Annotated in this window: 12 protein-coding genes and 1 riboswitch; of the genes, 6 read left to right on the top strand and 6 right to left on the bottom strand. The window is 69.8% G+C overall.

The window, feature by feature from the left end; all coding sequences use genetic code 11:
• Positions 1 to 422: 422 nt before the first annotated feature.
• On the top strand, positions 423 to 1,715 hold the full coding sequence (locus ACWCPY_RS41905; RefSeq protein WP_451274263.1) for a cytochrome P450: 1,293 nt from the start codon (positions 423 to 425) through the stop codon (positions 1,713 to 1,715).
• A 65-nt stretch (positions 1,716 to 1,780) separates the two neighbouring features.
• Here the strand turns inward: ACWCPY_RS41905 and ACWCPY_RS41900 are convergent, their stop codons facing one another.
• The 5 genes from ACWCPY_RS41900 to gcvT all read right to left on the bottom strand — a co-directional run bounded on the left by ACWCPY_RS41900 (position 1,781) and on the right by gcvT (position 7,750).
• Entirely contained in the window at positions 1,781 to 3,283 is a 1,503-nt protein-coding gene (locus ACWCPY_RS41900) for a SulP family inorganic anion transporter (protein WP_451274261.1), read from the bottom strand.
• Positions 3,284 to 3,362: 79 nt separating this feature from the next.
• Positions 3,363 to 4,745, bottom strand: a complete 1,383-nt coding sequence (locus ACWCPY_RS41895) for an L-serine ammonia-lyase (RefSeq protein WP_451274259.1) — start codon at positions 4,743 to 4,745, stop codon at positions 3,363 to 3,365.
• Between the two features lie 162 nt (positions 4,746 to 4,907).
• Positions 4,908 to 6,167 (bottom strand): serine hydroxymethyltransferase, encoded by a 1,260-nt coding sequence (glyA, locus tag ACWCPY_RS41890; RefSeq protein WP_072486820.1) that lies wholly within the window; start codon positions 6,165 to 6,167, stop codon positions 4,908 to 4,910.
• A 20-nt stretch (positions 6,168 to 6,187) separates the two neighbouring features.
• The gene (gcvH, locus tag ACWCPY_RS41885) at positions 6,188 to 6,565 is read right to left on the bottom strand and encodes a glycine cleavage system protein GcvH (RefSeq protein WP_451274257.1); all 378 of its coding nucleotides are present in this window, start codon (positions 6,563 to 6,565) and stop codon (positions 6,188 to 6,190) included.
• Between the two features lie 69 nt (positions 6,566 to 6,634).
• Complete coding sequence (gene gcvT / locus ACWCPY_RS41880) at positions 6,635 to 7,750, bottom strand: glycine cleavage system aminomethyltransferase GcvT (protein ID WP_451274255.1); 1,116 nt, start codon at positions 7,748 to 7,750, stop codon at positions 6,635 to 6,637.
• A 140-nt stretch (positions 7,751 to 7,890) separates the two neighbouring features.
• A riboswitch (glycine riboswitch) is annotated at positions 7,891 to 7,988 on the bottom strand.
• 159 nt (positions 7,989 to 8,147) lie between these two features.
• Here gcvT and ACWCPY_RS41875 point away from each other — a divergent pair.
• The 5 genes from ACWCPY_RS41875 to ACWCPY_RS41855 all read left to right on the top strand — a co-directional run bounded on the left by ACWCPY_RS41875 (position 8,148) and on the right by ACWCPY_RS41855 (position 14,112).
• Positions 8,148 to 8,843, top strand: a complete 696-nt coding sequence (locus ACWCPY_RS41875; RefSeq protein ID WP_451274253.1) for an AAA family ATPase — start codon at positions 8,148 to 8,150, stop codon at positions 8,841 to 8,843.
• 36 nt (positions 8,844 to 8,879) lie between these two features.
• Positions 8,880 to 9,650 carry an enhanced serine sensitivity protein SseB gene (locus ACWCPY_RS41870; protein ID WP_451274251.1) on the top strand — a complete coding sequence of 257 codons (771 nt, stop codon included), beginning with the start codon at positions 8,880 to 8,882 and terminating at the stop codon, positions 9,648 to 9,650.
• A gap of 331 nt (positions 9,651 to 9,981) precedes the next feature.
• Positions 9,982 to 10,761, top strand: coding sequence for an enhanced serine sensitivity protein SseB C-terminal domain-containing protein (locus ACWCPY_RS41865; RefSeq protein WP_451274249.1), 780 nt, complete (start codon positions 9,982 to 9,984; stop codon positions 10,759 to 10,761).
• A gap of 478 nt (positions 10,762 to 11,239) precedes the next feature.
• A complete protein-coding gene (locus ACWCPY_RS41860; protein WP_451274247.1) occupies positions 11,240 to 12,244 on the top strand; it encodes an ABC transporter permease in 1,005 nt (334 codons plus the stop codon).
• Between the two features lie 95 nt (positions 12,245 to 12,339).
• Positions 12,340 to 14,112: an ABC transporter substrate-binding protein gene (locus ACWCPY_RS41855; protein WP_451274245.1), complete on the top strand. Its 1,773-nt coding sequence runs from the start codon at positions 12,340 to 12,342 to the stop codon at positions 14,110 to 14,112.
• Positions 14,113 to 14,137: 25 nt separating this feature from the next.
• Here the strand turns inward: ACWCPY_RS41855 and ACWCPY_RS41850 are convergent.
• A partial coding sequence (locus tag ACWCPY_RS41850) for a hypothetical protein (RefSeq protein ID WP_451274243.1) occupies positions 14,138 to 14,341 on the bottom strand: 204 nt, incomplete at its 5' end.

Genomic DNA, 14,341 nt, shown 5'->3' with positions numbered 1-14,341 from the left:
TCGACCCACGCGACTTCGACGACAGATTCGTCAGAACCTGCGCCCCCATGTCGAACTTCATTCAGTCCCCCTGTCCAACCCGAGCAAACAAATGTACCGCCCATGCCTATCAACTCCCCGGGCGCCGGTGCAATTGGGGCCTGTGGTGCTGTTGAGAGGCTGTGACAGAACCACCGGTGCTCCGGCGCGGGCAAGGAGAGCCGGACACGGAGCACTTGCCCCGCACGGTGTGCGCACGATCACAGGCCGCCGCTGTTCGGTCGCCGCCGGGCGGATCCGGTCCCGCCGGGGCGCCGGTTGCTCACGCTCTGAGACAGAATGCCGTTTGGCACAAGCCGTGTCGCCGCCGGCCACTATTCACACCGCGCCTGCTGCACAGCTGCTTCACGTCCGCACCGTGTGTGCGGACCGCGCGACGACTCATGGAGTGCAGATTGATTACGACGTTCCGCTCCCGTATCACCGCCCGGATCGGGCGCACCTATCTGTCCAGGATCCAGAAGTACGGGATCGGCTCCTCGACGGTCCGGCTGCTCCCCGACGACCTGCTGATGATGCTGCGCAGGGACGGCCTCGACCCGGTGGACAAACTGGCCAGGACCCGGGCGAAGCGGCCGGTGCACAAGGTCTCGCTGCCCTTCGGCATGGACGCCTGGGTGGTGAGCGGTTACGAGGAGTCGAAGGCGGTCCTCGGCTCGGCCGACGGATTCAGCACCGACTTCGCCCACCTCGCGACGAACGCCGGAGTGGCCGCCGAACAGAGTCCCGGCGGGCTCGGGTTCAACGACCCTCCCGTGCACACCCGGCTGCGCCGCATCCTGACCCCGGAGTTCACGATGCGCCGGCTGCGGCGCCTGACCCCCAGGATCGACGCCATCGTCGAGGAACGCCTCGACGCGATGGCGGCCGCCCGGGGCCCGGTCGACCTGGTGCAGGAGTTCGCGCTGCCGATCCCCTCCCTCACGATCTGTGAGCTGCTCGGTGTGCCGTACGAGGACCGCGACGACTTCCAGCAGCTCGCCATGGACCGCTTCGACCTCTTCGCCGGAACGACCGCGCCCTTCGGCGCGATGTCGGAGTCGCTGGAGTACTTCAGGGGCGTCGTCAGGGCGCAGCGCGAGAAGCCGGGCGACGGCCTGCTCGGCATGATCGTGCGGGAGCACGGCGACGACGTCGACGACGAGGAACTCGCGGGCCTCGCCGACGGTGTGCTCACCGGCGGGTTCGAGACGACCGCCAGCACGATCGCCCTCGGCTCCCTCGTACTGCTGCAGAACGCGGACGTCCTGGAGCGAATACGCGAGGACGACACCATGACCGCCCCCTTCGTCGATGAGGTGCTGCGCTACCTGTCGGCGGTACAGATCGCCTTCCCCCGGTTCGCCCGCCGCGACATCGAGATAGGCGGCGTGGTCATCCCGCAGGGCGACATGGTGCTCTGCTCGCTGAGCGCCGCCAACCGCGATGCCGCCTACGTCACGGACGACGGGCGCTTCGACCCGCACCGCACCCCGTCGGGCGGCCATCTCGCCTTCGGCCACGGCATCCACCGCTGCGTCGGAGCCGAACTGGCCCGCATGGAGCTGCGCACCGCCTACCCGGCCCTGGTCCGGCGGTTCCCCGGGATGCGGCTCGCCGTCCCGCCCCAGGACCTGGCCTTCCGCAAGCTGTCCATCGTCTACGGCATCGAGTCCTTGCCGGTGCACCTGCGCTGAGACGCCCGTGCCGGAACGCGCCGCGGGGCCAGGGCCTGTCCGGTCGGCGCCGTGGCGACCCGGGATCAGCGGCCGCCGGTGAGTTCGCCGCTGAGGGTCCGGTGGATCTCGGCGCTCGGCTCGTTCAGGCCGATGATCTCGACGGTCTTGCCGCGCTGTGCGTACTTGGCGGTGACGGTGTCCAGCGCGGCGACGGACGAGGCGTCCCAGATGTGGGCGGCGGAGAGGTCGATGACGATCCGGGCGGGGTCGGCGGCGTAGTCGAAGCGGGTGACCAGGTCGTTGGCGGAGGCGAAGAAGAGTTCGCCGGTGACGGAGTAGACGACCCGGCCGTCCCCGGGGTCGGTGACCGCCGTGACGTCGGCCAGGCGGGCGACCCGCCTGGCGAAGATGACCATGGCGACGACCGTGCCGGCGACGACGCCGACGGCCAGGTTGTGGGTGACGACCACACAGACCACGGTCAGGACCATGACGAAGGTCTCCCCGGCGGGCATCCGCCTCAGGGTTCTCGGCGCGACGGAGTGCCAGTCGAAGGCCGCGACGGACACCATCACCATGACGGCGACGAGGGCGGCCATGGGAATGCGGGAGACGACGGGTCCGAGGACGATGCACAGGACCATCAGGAAGGCGCCCGCGAGGAACGTCGACAGGCGGGTGCGGGCGCCCGACACCCGTACGTTGATCATCGTCTGGCCGATCACGGCGCAGCCGCCCATGCCGCCGAAGAAGCCGGTGACGATATTGGCGATTCCCTGGCCGACGGACTCACGGGTCTTGCCGGAGCGGGTGTCGGTGATGTCGTCGACCAGTTTGGCGGTCATCAGGGACTCCATCAGGCCCACCAGCGCCATGGCGAGCGCGTACGGCGCCACGGTCGTCAGCGTATCCGCCGTGAACGGCACATCGGGCAGTCCGGGCACCGGCAGCGCGGACGGCAGATCACCCCGGTCGCCCACGGTCGGGACGGCGATCCCGGCCGCGACGGTGACGACGGTGAGGACGACGATGGAGACCAGCGGTGCCGGGACCGCCCTGGTGACCCGGGGGAAGAACACCATCAGCGCGATCCCGGCGGCGACCAGCGGGTAGACGGGCCAGGGCACGTCGCGCAGCTCGGGGACCTGGGCCATGAAGACCAGGAGCGCGAGCGAGTTGACGAAGCCGACCGTCACGCCGCGCGGCACGAACCGCAGCAGCTTCGCGACGCCCAGGGCGCCCAGGACGATCTGGAGGACGCCTCCCAGGACGACCGCGGCGATCAGGTAACCGAACCCGTGCTGGCGGTTCAGGGGCGCGAGCACCAGGGCGACCGCGCCGGTGGCGGCGGAGATCATCGCCGGGCGCCCGCCGACGACGGAGATGACCACCGCCATGGTGAACGAGGTGAACAGGCCGATCGCCGGATCCACTCCGACGATGACCGAGAACGAGATCGCCTCGGGGATCAGCGCCAGCCCGACCACGAGACCGGCCAGCGCCTCGGTGCGGAACACCTTCGGGGACAGCCAGGAGGGGCGGAAGCCGCGCGGCCGCGCGGTCGGGGAGAGTACGGAGGGGGACAAGAACGGGAAACCTGTCGTGCGGGAGGGAACGTGCGGCGGGCCGGGGGGAGGCCGGGGCGCTCCCTCGGTGCTCGCCCGCTCAGCACTCGATGATGTTCACCGCGAGCCCGCCCCGCGCCGTCTCCTTGTACTTCACGCTCATGTCCGCGCCCGTCTCCTTCATGGTCTTGATGACCTTGTCGAGGGAGACCTTGTGGCTGCCGTCGCCGCGCAGCGCCATCTTCGCCGCCGTGACGGCCTTGACCGCGGCCATGCCGTTGCGCTCGATGCAGGGGATCTGGACGAGACCGCCGACGGGGTCGCAGGTCAGGCCCAGATTGTGCTCCATGCCGATCTCGGCGGCGTTCTCGACCTGCTCGGGGGTGCCGCCGAGGACCTCGGCGAGGGCGCCCGCGGCCATGGAGCAGGCGGAGCCGACCTCGCCCTGGCAGCCGACCTCGGCGCCGGAGATGGAGGCGTTCTCCTTGAAGAGCATGCCGATGGCCCCGGCCGCGAGGAGGAAGCGGACGACGCCGTCCTCCTTCTCCGCCTCGGTGGCCCCGCCGGCCGCGAAGTTCATGTAGTAGTGCAGCACCGCCGGGATGATGCCCGCGGCGCCGTTGGTGGGCGCGGTGACGACCCGGCCGCCCGCCGCGTTCTCCTCGTTGACCGCCATCGCGTAGAGGGTGATCCACTCCATCGCGTGGGCCTGCGGGTCACCCTCGGCGCGCAGCTGGCGGGCGGTGGTCGCGGCGCGGCGGCGGACCCTGAGGCCGCCGGGCAGGATGCCCTCGCGGGACATGCCGCGCGAGACGCAGGCCTGCATGACCCGCCAGATGTCCAGCAGGCCCGAGCGGATCTCGTCCTCGGTGCGCCAGGCCCGCTCGTTCTCCAGCATCAGCGAGGAGATGGACAGGCCGGTGTCCCGGGAGAGCCGCAGCAGCTCGTCGCCGGTGCGGAAGGGGTGCTTCAGCACGGTGTCGTCGAGCACGATCCGGTCCTCGCCCACCGCGTCCTCGTCGACGACGAAGCCGCCGCCGACCGAGTAGTAGGTCTTCTCCAGGAGCAGGTCGCCCTCGCGGTCGAAGGCGAGGACCGTCATGCCGTTCGCGTGGTACGGGAGAGCCTTGCGGCGGTGCAGGATCAGCTGCTCGTCGGCGTCGAAGTCGATCTCGTGCATGCCGAGGAGGTTGATCCGGCCCGTGGCGCGGATCTGTTCCACCCGCTCGTCGGCGGACTCCACGTCGACGGTGCGCGGCGACTCGCCCTCCAGGCCGAGCAGGACGGCCTTGGGGGTGCCGTGGCCGTGACCGGTCGCGCCGAGCGAGCCGTACAGCTCGGCGCGTATCGAGGCGGTGTGGGCGATCAGGCCCTCGTTCTTCAGCCGACGCGCGAACATACGGGCGGCGCGCATCGGGCCGACCGTATGGGAGCTGGACGGGCCGATGCCGATCGAGAACAGGTCGAAGACCGAGATGGCCACGGGTGACTCCTCAGGGGTTGGTAGACATCGTCGTCTGCCGGGTGGTGCGGTACGGGCCGGGCCGGGGCGGCCCGAAGAGCGTGGGGCATGGGACGGGGCACCGCGCTCACTGTTCAGTGTGCGCGGTGCCCCGCCCCAACGTGTTGCCAGAACCTGTCCGGACTACTTCAGGCCGGGGTACAGCGGGAATTTCTCGGCCAGCGCGACGACACGGGCCTTCAGGGCGTCCGCGTCGTAGGACGGCTTGAGCGCGGCGGCGATGATCTCCGCGACCTCGGTGAAGTCCTCGGCCTGGAAACCGCGGGTCGCCAGGGCCGGCGTACCGATGCGCAGACCCGAGGTGACCATCGGCGGCCGAGGGTCGTTCGGGATGGCGTTCCGGTTGACCGTGATGCCCAGCTCGTGCAGCCGGTCCTCGGCCTGCTGGCCGTCCAGCTCGGAGTTGCGCAGGTCGACGAGGACCAGGTGGACGTCCGTACCGCCGGACAGCACGGAGACACCGACCTCGGTGACGTCCGGCTGGACCAGGCGCTCGGCGAGGATGCGGGCGCCGTCCAGGGTGCGCTGCTGGCGCTCCTTGAACTCCTCGGTCGCCGCGACCTTGAACGAGACCGCCTTGGCCGCGATCACGTGCTCCAGCGGGCCGCCCTGCTGGCCCGGGAAGACCGCGGAGTTGATCTTCTTGGCGAGCTCCTGCGTCGACAGGATGACGCCACCGCGCGGACCGCCGAGGGTCTTGTGCGTGGTGGTCGTGACGACATGGGCGTGCGGCACCGGGTTGGGGTGCAGACCCGCGGCCACCAGGCCCGCGAAGTGCGCCATGTCGACCATCAGGTACGCGCCGACCTCGTCCGCGATGCGGCGGAAGGCGGCGAAGTCCAGCTGGCGCGGGTACGCGGACCAGCCGGCGACGATCAGCTTCGGCTTGGACTCCTTGGCCAGACGCTCGACCTCGGCCATGTCCACGACGCCGGTCTCGTCGACGTGGTAGGGGACCACGTTGTAGAGCTTGCCGGAGAAGTTGATCTTCATGCCGTGGGTCAGGTGACCGCCGTGGGCCAGGTTCAGGCCCATGATCGTGTCGCCCGGCTTGAGCAGCGCGAACATCGCGGCGGCGTTGGCCTGCGCACCGGAGTGCGGCTGGACGTTCGCGGCCTCGGCGCCGAACAGCGCCTTGATGCGGTCGATGGCGATCTGCTCGACGACGTCGACGTGCTCGCAGCCGCCGTAGTAGCGGCGGCCGGGGTAGCCCTCGGCGTACTTGTTGGTGAGGACGGAGCCCTGGGCCTCCATGACCGCGACCGGAGCGAAGTTCTCCGAGGCGATCATCTCGAGGGTGGACTGCTGACGGTGGAGCTCGGCGTCGACAGCGGCGGCGACATCCGGGTCCAGCTCATGGAGGGAGGAGTTGAGAAGCGACATCAGGTGGTCCCTTGGGGTCTTTAGTTGCCGGAGAACTCGGTGTACTCGTCGGCGGAGAGCAGGTCCTCCGGCTCCTCCGCGACGCGTACCTTGAACAGCCAGCCGCCTTCGAAGGGAGCGGAGTTCACCAGCGACGGGTCGTCCACGACGTCCTGGTTCGCCTCGGTGACCTCGCCGGTCACCGGGGAGTACAGGTCGCTCACCGACTTGGTCGACTCCAGCTCGCCACAGGTCTCGCCCGCGGTCACCGTCTCACCGACCTCGGGGAGCTGGACGTAGACGACGTCGCCGAGGGCGTTGGCCGCGTGCTCGGTGATACCGATCGTGGCCACACCGTCCTCGACGGCCGACAGCCACTCGTGCTCCTTGCTGTAACGCAGCTGCTGGGGGTTGCTCATGACCTGAATTCTCCTGTACGCGGGGGAGTGCTGATGAACGGTGGTCTTACGGTGTGAGACGCGACTGCGTCACTTCTGGCGCTTGTAGAACGGCAGCGCCACGACCTCGTACGGCTCGTGGCTGCCCCGGATGTCCACTCCGACGCCCTCGGTACCGGGCGTGGCGTGCGCGGCGTCGACGTACGCCATGGCGATCGGCTTGCCCAGGGTGGGCGAGGGGGCGCCCGAGGTGACCTCGCCGATGACCTCACCGGCGGCGACGACCGGGAAGCCGGCGCGCGGCACCCGGCGGCCTTCGGCGACGAGCCCGACGAGCTTGCGCGGCGGCGCGGTCTCGGCGCGTCCGGCGGCGGCCTCAAGGGCCTTGCGGCCGACGAAGTCGCCCTCCTTCTCGAACTTCACGACCCGGCCGAGACCGGCGTCGAACGGCGTCAGTGCCGTGGTCAGCTCGTGCCCGTACAGCGGCATGCCCGCCTCCAGGCGCAGCGTGTCGCGGCAGGAGAGCCCGCACGGGATCAGGCCCCGGGAGGCGCCCGCCTCGGTCAGCGCCTTCCAGAGCTGCTCGGCGTGGACGGGGGCGACGAACAGCTCGAAGCCGTCCTCGCCGGTGTAGCCGGTACGGGCGATCAGCGCGGGGACGCCGGCGACGGTGCCGGGCAGGCCGGCGTAGTACTTCAGGCCGTCCAGGTCGGCATCGGTGACGGCGGCCAGGATCGCGGGGGACTCGGGGCCCTGGACGGCGAGCAGCGCGTACGCGTCGCGGTCGTCGCGCACCTCGGTGTCGAAGCCCTCGGCCCGCGCCGTCAGCGCGTCCAGCACGATCTGGGCGTTGCCGGCGTTGGCGACCACCATGTACTCGGTCTCGCCCAGCCGGTAGACGATCAGGTCGTCCAGGATGCCGCCGTCCTCGGCGCAGATCATCGTGTAGCGGGCGCGGCCCACGGCGACCGTGCCGATGTTGCCGACCAGCGCGAAGTTCAGGAAGGCCGCGGCCGCGGGGCCGGTGACGGTGATCTCGCCCATGTGCGACAGGTCGAAGAGACCGGCCCGGGTGCGCACCGCGTTGTGCTCGTCGCGCTCGCTGGCGTACCGCAGGGGCATGTCCCAGCCCGCGAAGTCGGTCATGGTCGCGCCCAGCGAACGGTGCAGGGCATCGAGGGCGGTGAGGCGTGGGGCGGTGCTCATGGATATGACTCCCGGGGCATGACGACGAGGACGATCCCTCCCCATCTGTCATCGGAACCTGAGAGGTTCGCCGAGAGCCCCTGAAGGGTTCGGCTTGCACCTTGGGTGGAGCCGCGAAGCGGCCCGCTTTTCAGATCTGCCTCATCCACGCGGTACGGGGCCTGAGAGATTCAAGGGAGGAACTTGCTCCTTCGGCGCCCGGCACACGAAGTGACCGGAACTCTCCCGCGCGGATTCAAGCGGCCTTTATGCAGTTGGCCGGGTCATCATCGCACGCATCGCGCCGGAGTGGGGCCCCGGTCCCCCGTGGGAAATCAGCGGCGTGGACAGTTGTGCCGCATTACCTTTTCTTTACACTTCAGGGGCATACGTGGGGTGAGCCGACAGGGGGAGGGCGATGACGTTGCAGCGGTACGCGACGACGGCGGGGGTCGCGCACGGCGCGATGCCCGCACAACCAGGGGTCCCGGCGCGGGCGGCGTCCGGCGCACACGCGCCCGTGGTGCGGGATCTGCGGGAGCGGTCCGGGCGCAGCCCGAGCGGCCTGCGCTTCGCCCCGGGCGACGTGGTGGTGGTCTCCGGGCTGCCCGGCAGCGGAAAGTCGACGCTCATCCGGCGGACGGTGACGACGGCGCACGCCGTCGACTCCCAGGACACCCGGGACCGCTGGGCGCGGAGCATGCCCCGCTTACTCCCGTACGCCCTCTACCGCCCGCTCGTCCGCGCCGCCCACTACTGGGGGCTGTGGCGGGTGCTGCGCTCCGGGGCGTCCGTCGTCGTCCACGACTGCGGGACGCAGTCGTGGGTGCGCGGCTGGCTGGCCCGTGACGCCCGGCGCCGGGGCCGGGGCCTGCATCTCGTCCTGCTCGACGTCACGCCGCAGACCGCCAGGGAGGGCCAGCGCGAGCGCGGACGCGGCGTATCGGGATACGCCTTCGCCCGGCACCGCAGAGCGGTGGGCAGGCTGCTGAGGGCGGCCGAGGCGGGCCTGCTGCCGCCCGGGTGCGCTTCGGCGGTGCTGCTGGACCGGGCGGCGGCGGGACGGGTCGGCCGGATCACCTTCACGGACGGGGGGCCCGGGGCCGGGCGTTAATCTTCTGCCGGAAAGCGTGGGCGAGAAGGGGGAGCAGTGGACATCCCGGCACAGGTCCGGTCCGATCCGCAGGGCGGATGGCCGGCCAATGAGCTCGAAGAGGTACTGATGGCCTCGGTGGGCGTCCCGGAAGCGGGCGGACGGCTCGTCGAGGTGCTCGGGCGCAGCCAGGTCTGGGTGCCCCTGCCCAACGGCGGCGGACCCGACTCGGCGGACCTGGACCTGCCGACGCTGGAGATCGAGGGCGTCGCGTACGTCCCCGTGTTCAGCTCCGAGCAGCAGTTCCTCGCCTGCGTCGGCACCCGGATGTCCTTCACCGTCGCGCCCGCCCGTGACTTCGCCCGCGGCCTGCCCCCGCAGCTCGGCATCGCCGTGAACCCCGGCGGCGCGGTCGGGATACCGATGCCGCCCCCCGCCGTGGCCGAACTCTGCCGGGCCGGACGCACCCCGCTGGACGGCCCGGACGGCGGCGGCAGGGTCCGGCTGTACGAACCGGACTGGAAGGAGGAGCCCGTCGACTTCCTCGCCGCGGCGGCCGGCGAGTTCGAGGAGAGCGGTGTCGTGCTCTCCGCCCGGCGGGCGCTGGCCAGCATCGAGGGCGGCGACCCCGTCCTCTTCGTCGGCGTCGAGTTCTCCACCTGGGAGGGCGCGGGACGCAATGCCCCGATGGACGCCCTCGGCCGTGCTCTGGGGCGGGCCGAGGTGCCCTGGCCGGTCAATCTCATCCTGCTCGACGTGGCACAGGACCCGGTCGGCGACTGGATGCGGGACAAGGTCCAGCCGTTCTACCAGCGGGCGGGCCAGTAGGGTCTTTCGTTTGGATCATGCCGGGCTCGCGGGGCCCGGCACGCGCACTCGCCGCGTTGTCGTCAGTCGCCGGGGCTCCGCCCCGACTCCCTCCTCCGCCTTGCGAGCGCACGCACCGGGTCCCGCTCCCCGATCCGGCCCGATCCAAACGAAAGACCCCGGCCCCGGCGCGGCGGTCACCGGTGCGGGACACCGCTTCGACCCATGGCGTCAAGTCGGTGTCAGGACCGGCGCATAAGCTGGTTTGATGGCTGGTGCCTCGGCATCATGCCGCACCCGTGTGCCCGGGAGCGGCCGGCCGACACAGTGGATCGAAGAGGGGCGGGACCAGGTGAGTGCGTCAGGCACCGCGGCGGCCGGGCAGGTCGAGCACATGCTGCGCCAAGTGACGCCCGGGCGCTACGACGCGTACGAGGCACTGCTGACGGCCCTCGCGAACGGCCGGATCTGGATGCTCCTCTGGCACGGCCAGGCGGGCTCGCCCGACGCCCAGTACGGGAACATGGAGGTCGACGGCCTCGGCTACGCCCCCTGTGTGACCTCCGCCCAGGAGCTCTCCGCCAGCGGCTGGAACCGCGCCCACGAACTGGTCGGCGGCCTGGACATCGCCCGCGCCCTCTTCCCCGACCGCTGGGGGATCTGGCTCAACCCGCACGCCCCGGGCGGCGGCGTGGGCATCCCCTGGCTGGATCTGCGCCGGATCGCCACCGGGCTCGACCGGATGCCCGCGGGCCCGCTCCGGCTCACCGAGCCGGCCATCGAGATCCCGCAGTTCTACGCCCTGCTCGCACAGAACGCCCACCACACCCCCGCGATCCGCTCGCTGCGCCGCGCCTGGGTGCAGCCCGCGCTCGGGGTCCCCTACCTCGCCATCGGCCTCGACCTCTACGACACGAGCCCGCCCTCGGTGGACGCGGCGCGCGCGATGATGCAGCAGTCGATCTCCGCCGTCCCGGACGGGCTGCCCGTCTCCACCGTCGCGATGTCCGACGAGTACGACCCGGTCGCGATGTGGCTGCGCGCCAACGCCCGCCCGTTCTACGACCGCGAGGCGCACGCCCCGGTGGCCCCCGCCGCGGGCTACGGCTACCCGCCGCAGGGCGCGTACTGACCTTTCCGGGGCCCGCCGGGGCCTTTCGTCCGGATCATGCCGGGGTCGCGAGGTCCCGGCCCCGTGGTCCGGAATGCGCGTATACGTGCCGGATTCCCGTAACGCGACCGTAAGACACCAACTCCCCGCATGTGCCCGCATGTTCATCCGCCCGCTGCCTCAACCCGCCGTCCATGTCCGAGATTTCCGGGCTGGACACATCTGGTGGGGAAAGCGTCGCGAATCTGTGCTCCTGTCCCTCTTCCGCCTCAACTGACCTGTGTTCGGGGGGCGTTCACATCCGTCCGGATAACGGAACACCCCGGGCCGCATCACGGTTAGGCATCCATTCGCCTGTCGGTCTGGCTACCTGTAGTGACGGCAATGAAGACTCCCGCAGCAAGGGCGTGTCGCCGCCTCTGTGTACGACTGACTGATCGCGCCGCCACAGCGGCCAGTTCGGCCCGGCCACCGCCGGTTGAGAGGGGTCCTTGCCACGATGACGGCACCACTGCACGAGCCGACCACGGAAGCGGATCCGGTCGCGGCCGACGGTCCCGCAGTCGACTCCGGGGTGAAGAAGGTCGAGGGACGGTCTCTCAAGCAGATCGCCTGGAACCGCCTGAAGCAGGACAGAGTCGCTCTGACGGGTGGCATCGTTGTCCTCGTCCTGGTCGTGGTGGCGATCTTCGCGCCCCTCATCGTCGGACTGCTGGGGCACCCGCCCAACGAGTTCCACCAGGACATGCTCGACCCGCTGACCAATCTCCCCACGGGCGACCTCGGCGGTGTGAGCGGCGACTACCTCTTCGGTGTCGAGCCCAACAAGGGGCGCGACGTCTTCAGCCGGATCGTCTACGGGGCCCGGATCTCGCTGCTCGTGGCGTTCCTGGCGGCCGTGGTCGCCGTCGCCCTCGGCACCCTCTTCGGGATCGTCGCCGGCTACTTCGGCGGCTGGGTGGATGCGCTGATCAGCCGGGTCATGGACGTGCTGCTGTCCTTCCCGCAGCTCCTCTTCATCATCTCCCTGGTCTCGGTCCTCCCCGACGATCTGCTCGGACTGACCGGCAGCGGCGTACGCATCGCCGTGCTGGTCGCCGTCATCGGCTTCTTCGGCTGGCCGTACGTGGGACGCATCGTCCGCGGGCAGACCCTCTCGCTGCGCGAGCGCGAGTACGTGGAGGCCGCGCGCAGCCTCGGCGGCGGACGGACGCACATCCTCTTCCGCGAGCTGCTGCCCAACCTGGTGGCGCCGATCACCGTCTACGCGACGCTCATGATCCCCACCAACATCCTCACCGAAGCGGCCCTGAGCTTCCTCGGTGCCGGTGTCCGGCCGCCCACCGCCTCCTGGGGCGGGATGCTGCGGGACGCGCTGGAAACATACGAGCACGACCCGATGTTCATGGTCTTCCCCGGCGTGACGATCTTCATCACCGTGCTGGCCTTCAACCTCTTCGGGGACGGGCTGCGCGATGCCCTGGACCCCAAGGGGACCCGATAACCCACGACTTGCCCCTGCCGCATCGTCAGGTGGCTTTTCCCATGGTTCTCCGGCAAGCAACGGCCTGGGACCGCGATCTCGGAGGTTGCGAGAAAATGTCCACAGTTACCTCGAAACGACGGCTCACCGCTGGTGCGGCCCTCGTGGTCGCGGCGCTGATGACCACCTCGGCGTGCGGCGGCGGCGACGACAGCGAGAGCGGCGGCAAGTCGAAGGGCGCCGGCTTCAACGCGGCGTTCAACAAGGTCGCCAACCCGTCCACCAAAACGGGCGGAACGCTGAAGATGGTCGGGAAGCAGGACCTCGACTCCGCCGACCCCCAGCGTGCCTACTACGGCATGGCCTGGGACTTCATGCGCTTCTACACCCGCCAGCTGGTCACGTACGACACCAAGCCGGGCGCGGGCTCCACCAAGCTGGTCGGCGACCTGGCCACCGGCCCCGGTGAGATCACGGACGGCGGCAAGACCTACACGTACAAGCTGCGTGACGGTCTGACCTGGGAGGACGGCTCCAAGCTGACCTCCAAGGACGTCAAGTACGGCATCGAGCGCATCTGGGCGACGGACACCATCACCGGTGGCCCGCAGTACCTGAAGCAGACGCTGGACCCCAAGAGCGAGTACAAGGGCCCCTACAAGGACAAGGCCGCGGACAAGCTCGGTCTCAAGGCGATCGAGACGCCCGACGACAACACCATCGTCTTCAAGTTGCCCAAGCCCAACGGTGACTTCGAGCAGTTCCTCGCCATGCCGTCCGGTTCGCCCGTGAAGGCGGACAAGGACACCGGCGCGAAGTACACCCAGCGCCCGTTCTCCTCCGGCCCGTACAAGTTCGAGGAGTACAAGCCGGGCAAGAGCATCGTGCTCGTGCGCAACGACAAGTGGCAGAAGGCCTCCGACCCGCTGCGTCCCGCGCTCCCGGACAAGGTCACCGTGACGATCTCCGCCAACCTGGAGGAGAACGACAAGAAGCTGATGGAGGGCGACTACGACGTCGACCTCAACGGCACCGGCATGACCCAGTCCGGCCGCGTCACCGCCGTCCAGGACCACAAGGCCAGCGTCGACAACATGCAGACGTCCTTCGTCCGCTACGTCGCGCTCGTCCACACGGCGAAGCCGCTGGACGACGTCCACTGCCGCAAGGCCGTCTTCTACGCCACCGACTTCGCCGGTCTCCAGCAGACCCGCGGCGGCGAGATCGCCGGTGGCGCGATCGCCAACAGCACCCTGCCGGTCTCCATCAAGGGTCACAGCGACTACGACCCGTACGGCGTCCTCGCCCGCAAGGGCAAGCCGGACCTCGCCAAGGCCAAGGACGAGCTGAAGCAGTGCGGTCACCCGACCGGCTTCTCCACCAAGCTCACCGCCCGTAACAACAACCCGGGCGAGGTCGACACCGCCGAGGCGCTCCAGGAGCAGCTCGGCAAGGTCGGCATCAAGATCGAGGTCGACCCGCTCGACGGCGCCGAGACGTCCAGCATCACCGGCTCGCCGTCCGTCGTGAAGAAGCGCGGCTACGGCATGACGATGAGCGGCTGGGGCCCCGACTTCCCGTCCGGCCAGGGCTTCGGCCAGCCGCTGTGGGACAGCCGGTTCCTCTCGGACACCGGTAACTACAACGAGTCGCAGATCAAGGACCCGCAGGTCGACAAGCTCTTCGACAACGCGATCGCGGAGACCGACCCGGTCAAGGCCGGCGAGATCTACAAGGAGCTCGACAAGCGGATCCTCGACCAGGCCGACTGGATGCCCTTCATCTACGAGAAGAACATCACCTGGCGTGGCGACCGTCTGACGAACGCCTACATGTCCGACGCGTACAACGGCCGCTACGACTACGTCTCGCTCGGCGTCGTCAAGTAGTCGCTGTAGTCAACAGCATTTGCAGTCAACCCGGTTGACTGTTCCACCGCCGCCGAAACCCGCCAGTCCGAAGGGCAGGTGAGGAGCGGGCGGAGACATGCACCAGGCCGTCCATCAGCCAGGCGAAGCCGACCGTCAGCGCCATCGCCAGGACGAAGAAGCGGTAGCCCGCGTAGGGCTTCTCCTCGATGAGGCTCATCCCGGGGATGGCCAGGATGCGGCGGTCGGC

It is taken from the genome of Streptomyces sp. NPDC002403 (assembly GCF_053593015.1).
The sequence above is the reverse complement of the archived record's forward strand: the minus strand, read 5'-3'. Positions and strand labels throughout refer to the sequence as shown.

Coding starts and splice junctions, on each gene's coding strand:
- glyA (WP_072486820.1), bottom strand. CDS start 6,167: ATGTCGCTTCTCAACTCCTCCCTCCATGAGCTGGACCCGGATGTCGCC.
- ACWCPY_RS41855 (WP_451274245.1), top strand. CDS start 12,340: ATGTCCACAGTTACCTCGAAACGACGGCTCACCGCTGGTGCGGCCCTC.
- gcvT (WP_451274255.1), bottom strand. CDS start 7,750: ATGAGCACCGCCCCACGCCTCACCGCCCTCGATGCCCTGCACCGTTCG.
- gcvH (WP_451274257.1), bottom strand. CDS start 6,565: ATGAGCAACCCCCAGCAGCTGCGTTACAGCAAGGAGCACGAGTGGCTG.
- ACWCPY_RS41860 (WP_451274247.1), top strand. CDS start 11,240: ATGACGGCACCACTGCACGAGCCGACCACGGAAGCGGATCCGGTCGCG.
- ACWCPY_RS41875 (WP_451274253.1), top strand. CDS start 8,148: ATGACGTTGCAGCGGTACGCGACGACGGCGGGGGTCGCGCACGGCGCG.
- ACWCPY_RS41905 (WP_451274263.1), top strand. CDS start 423: ATGGAGTGCAGATTGATTACGACGTTCCGCTCCCGTATCACCGCCCGG.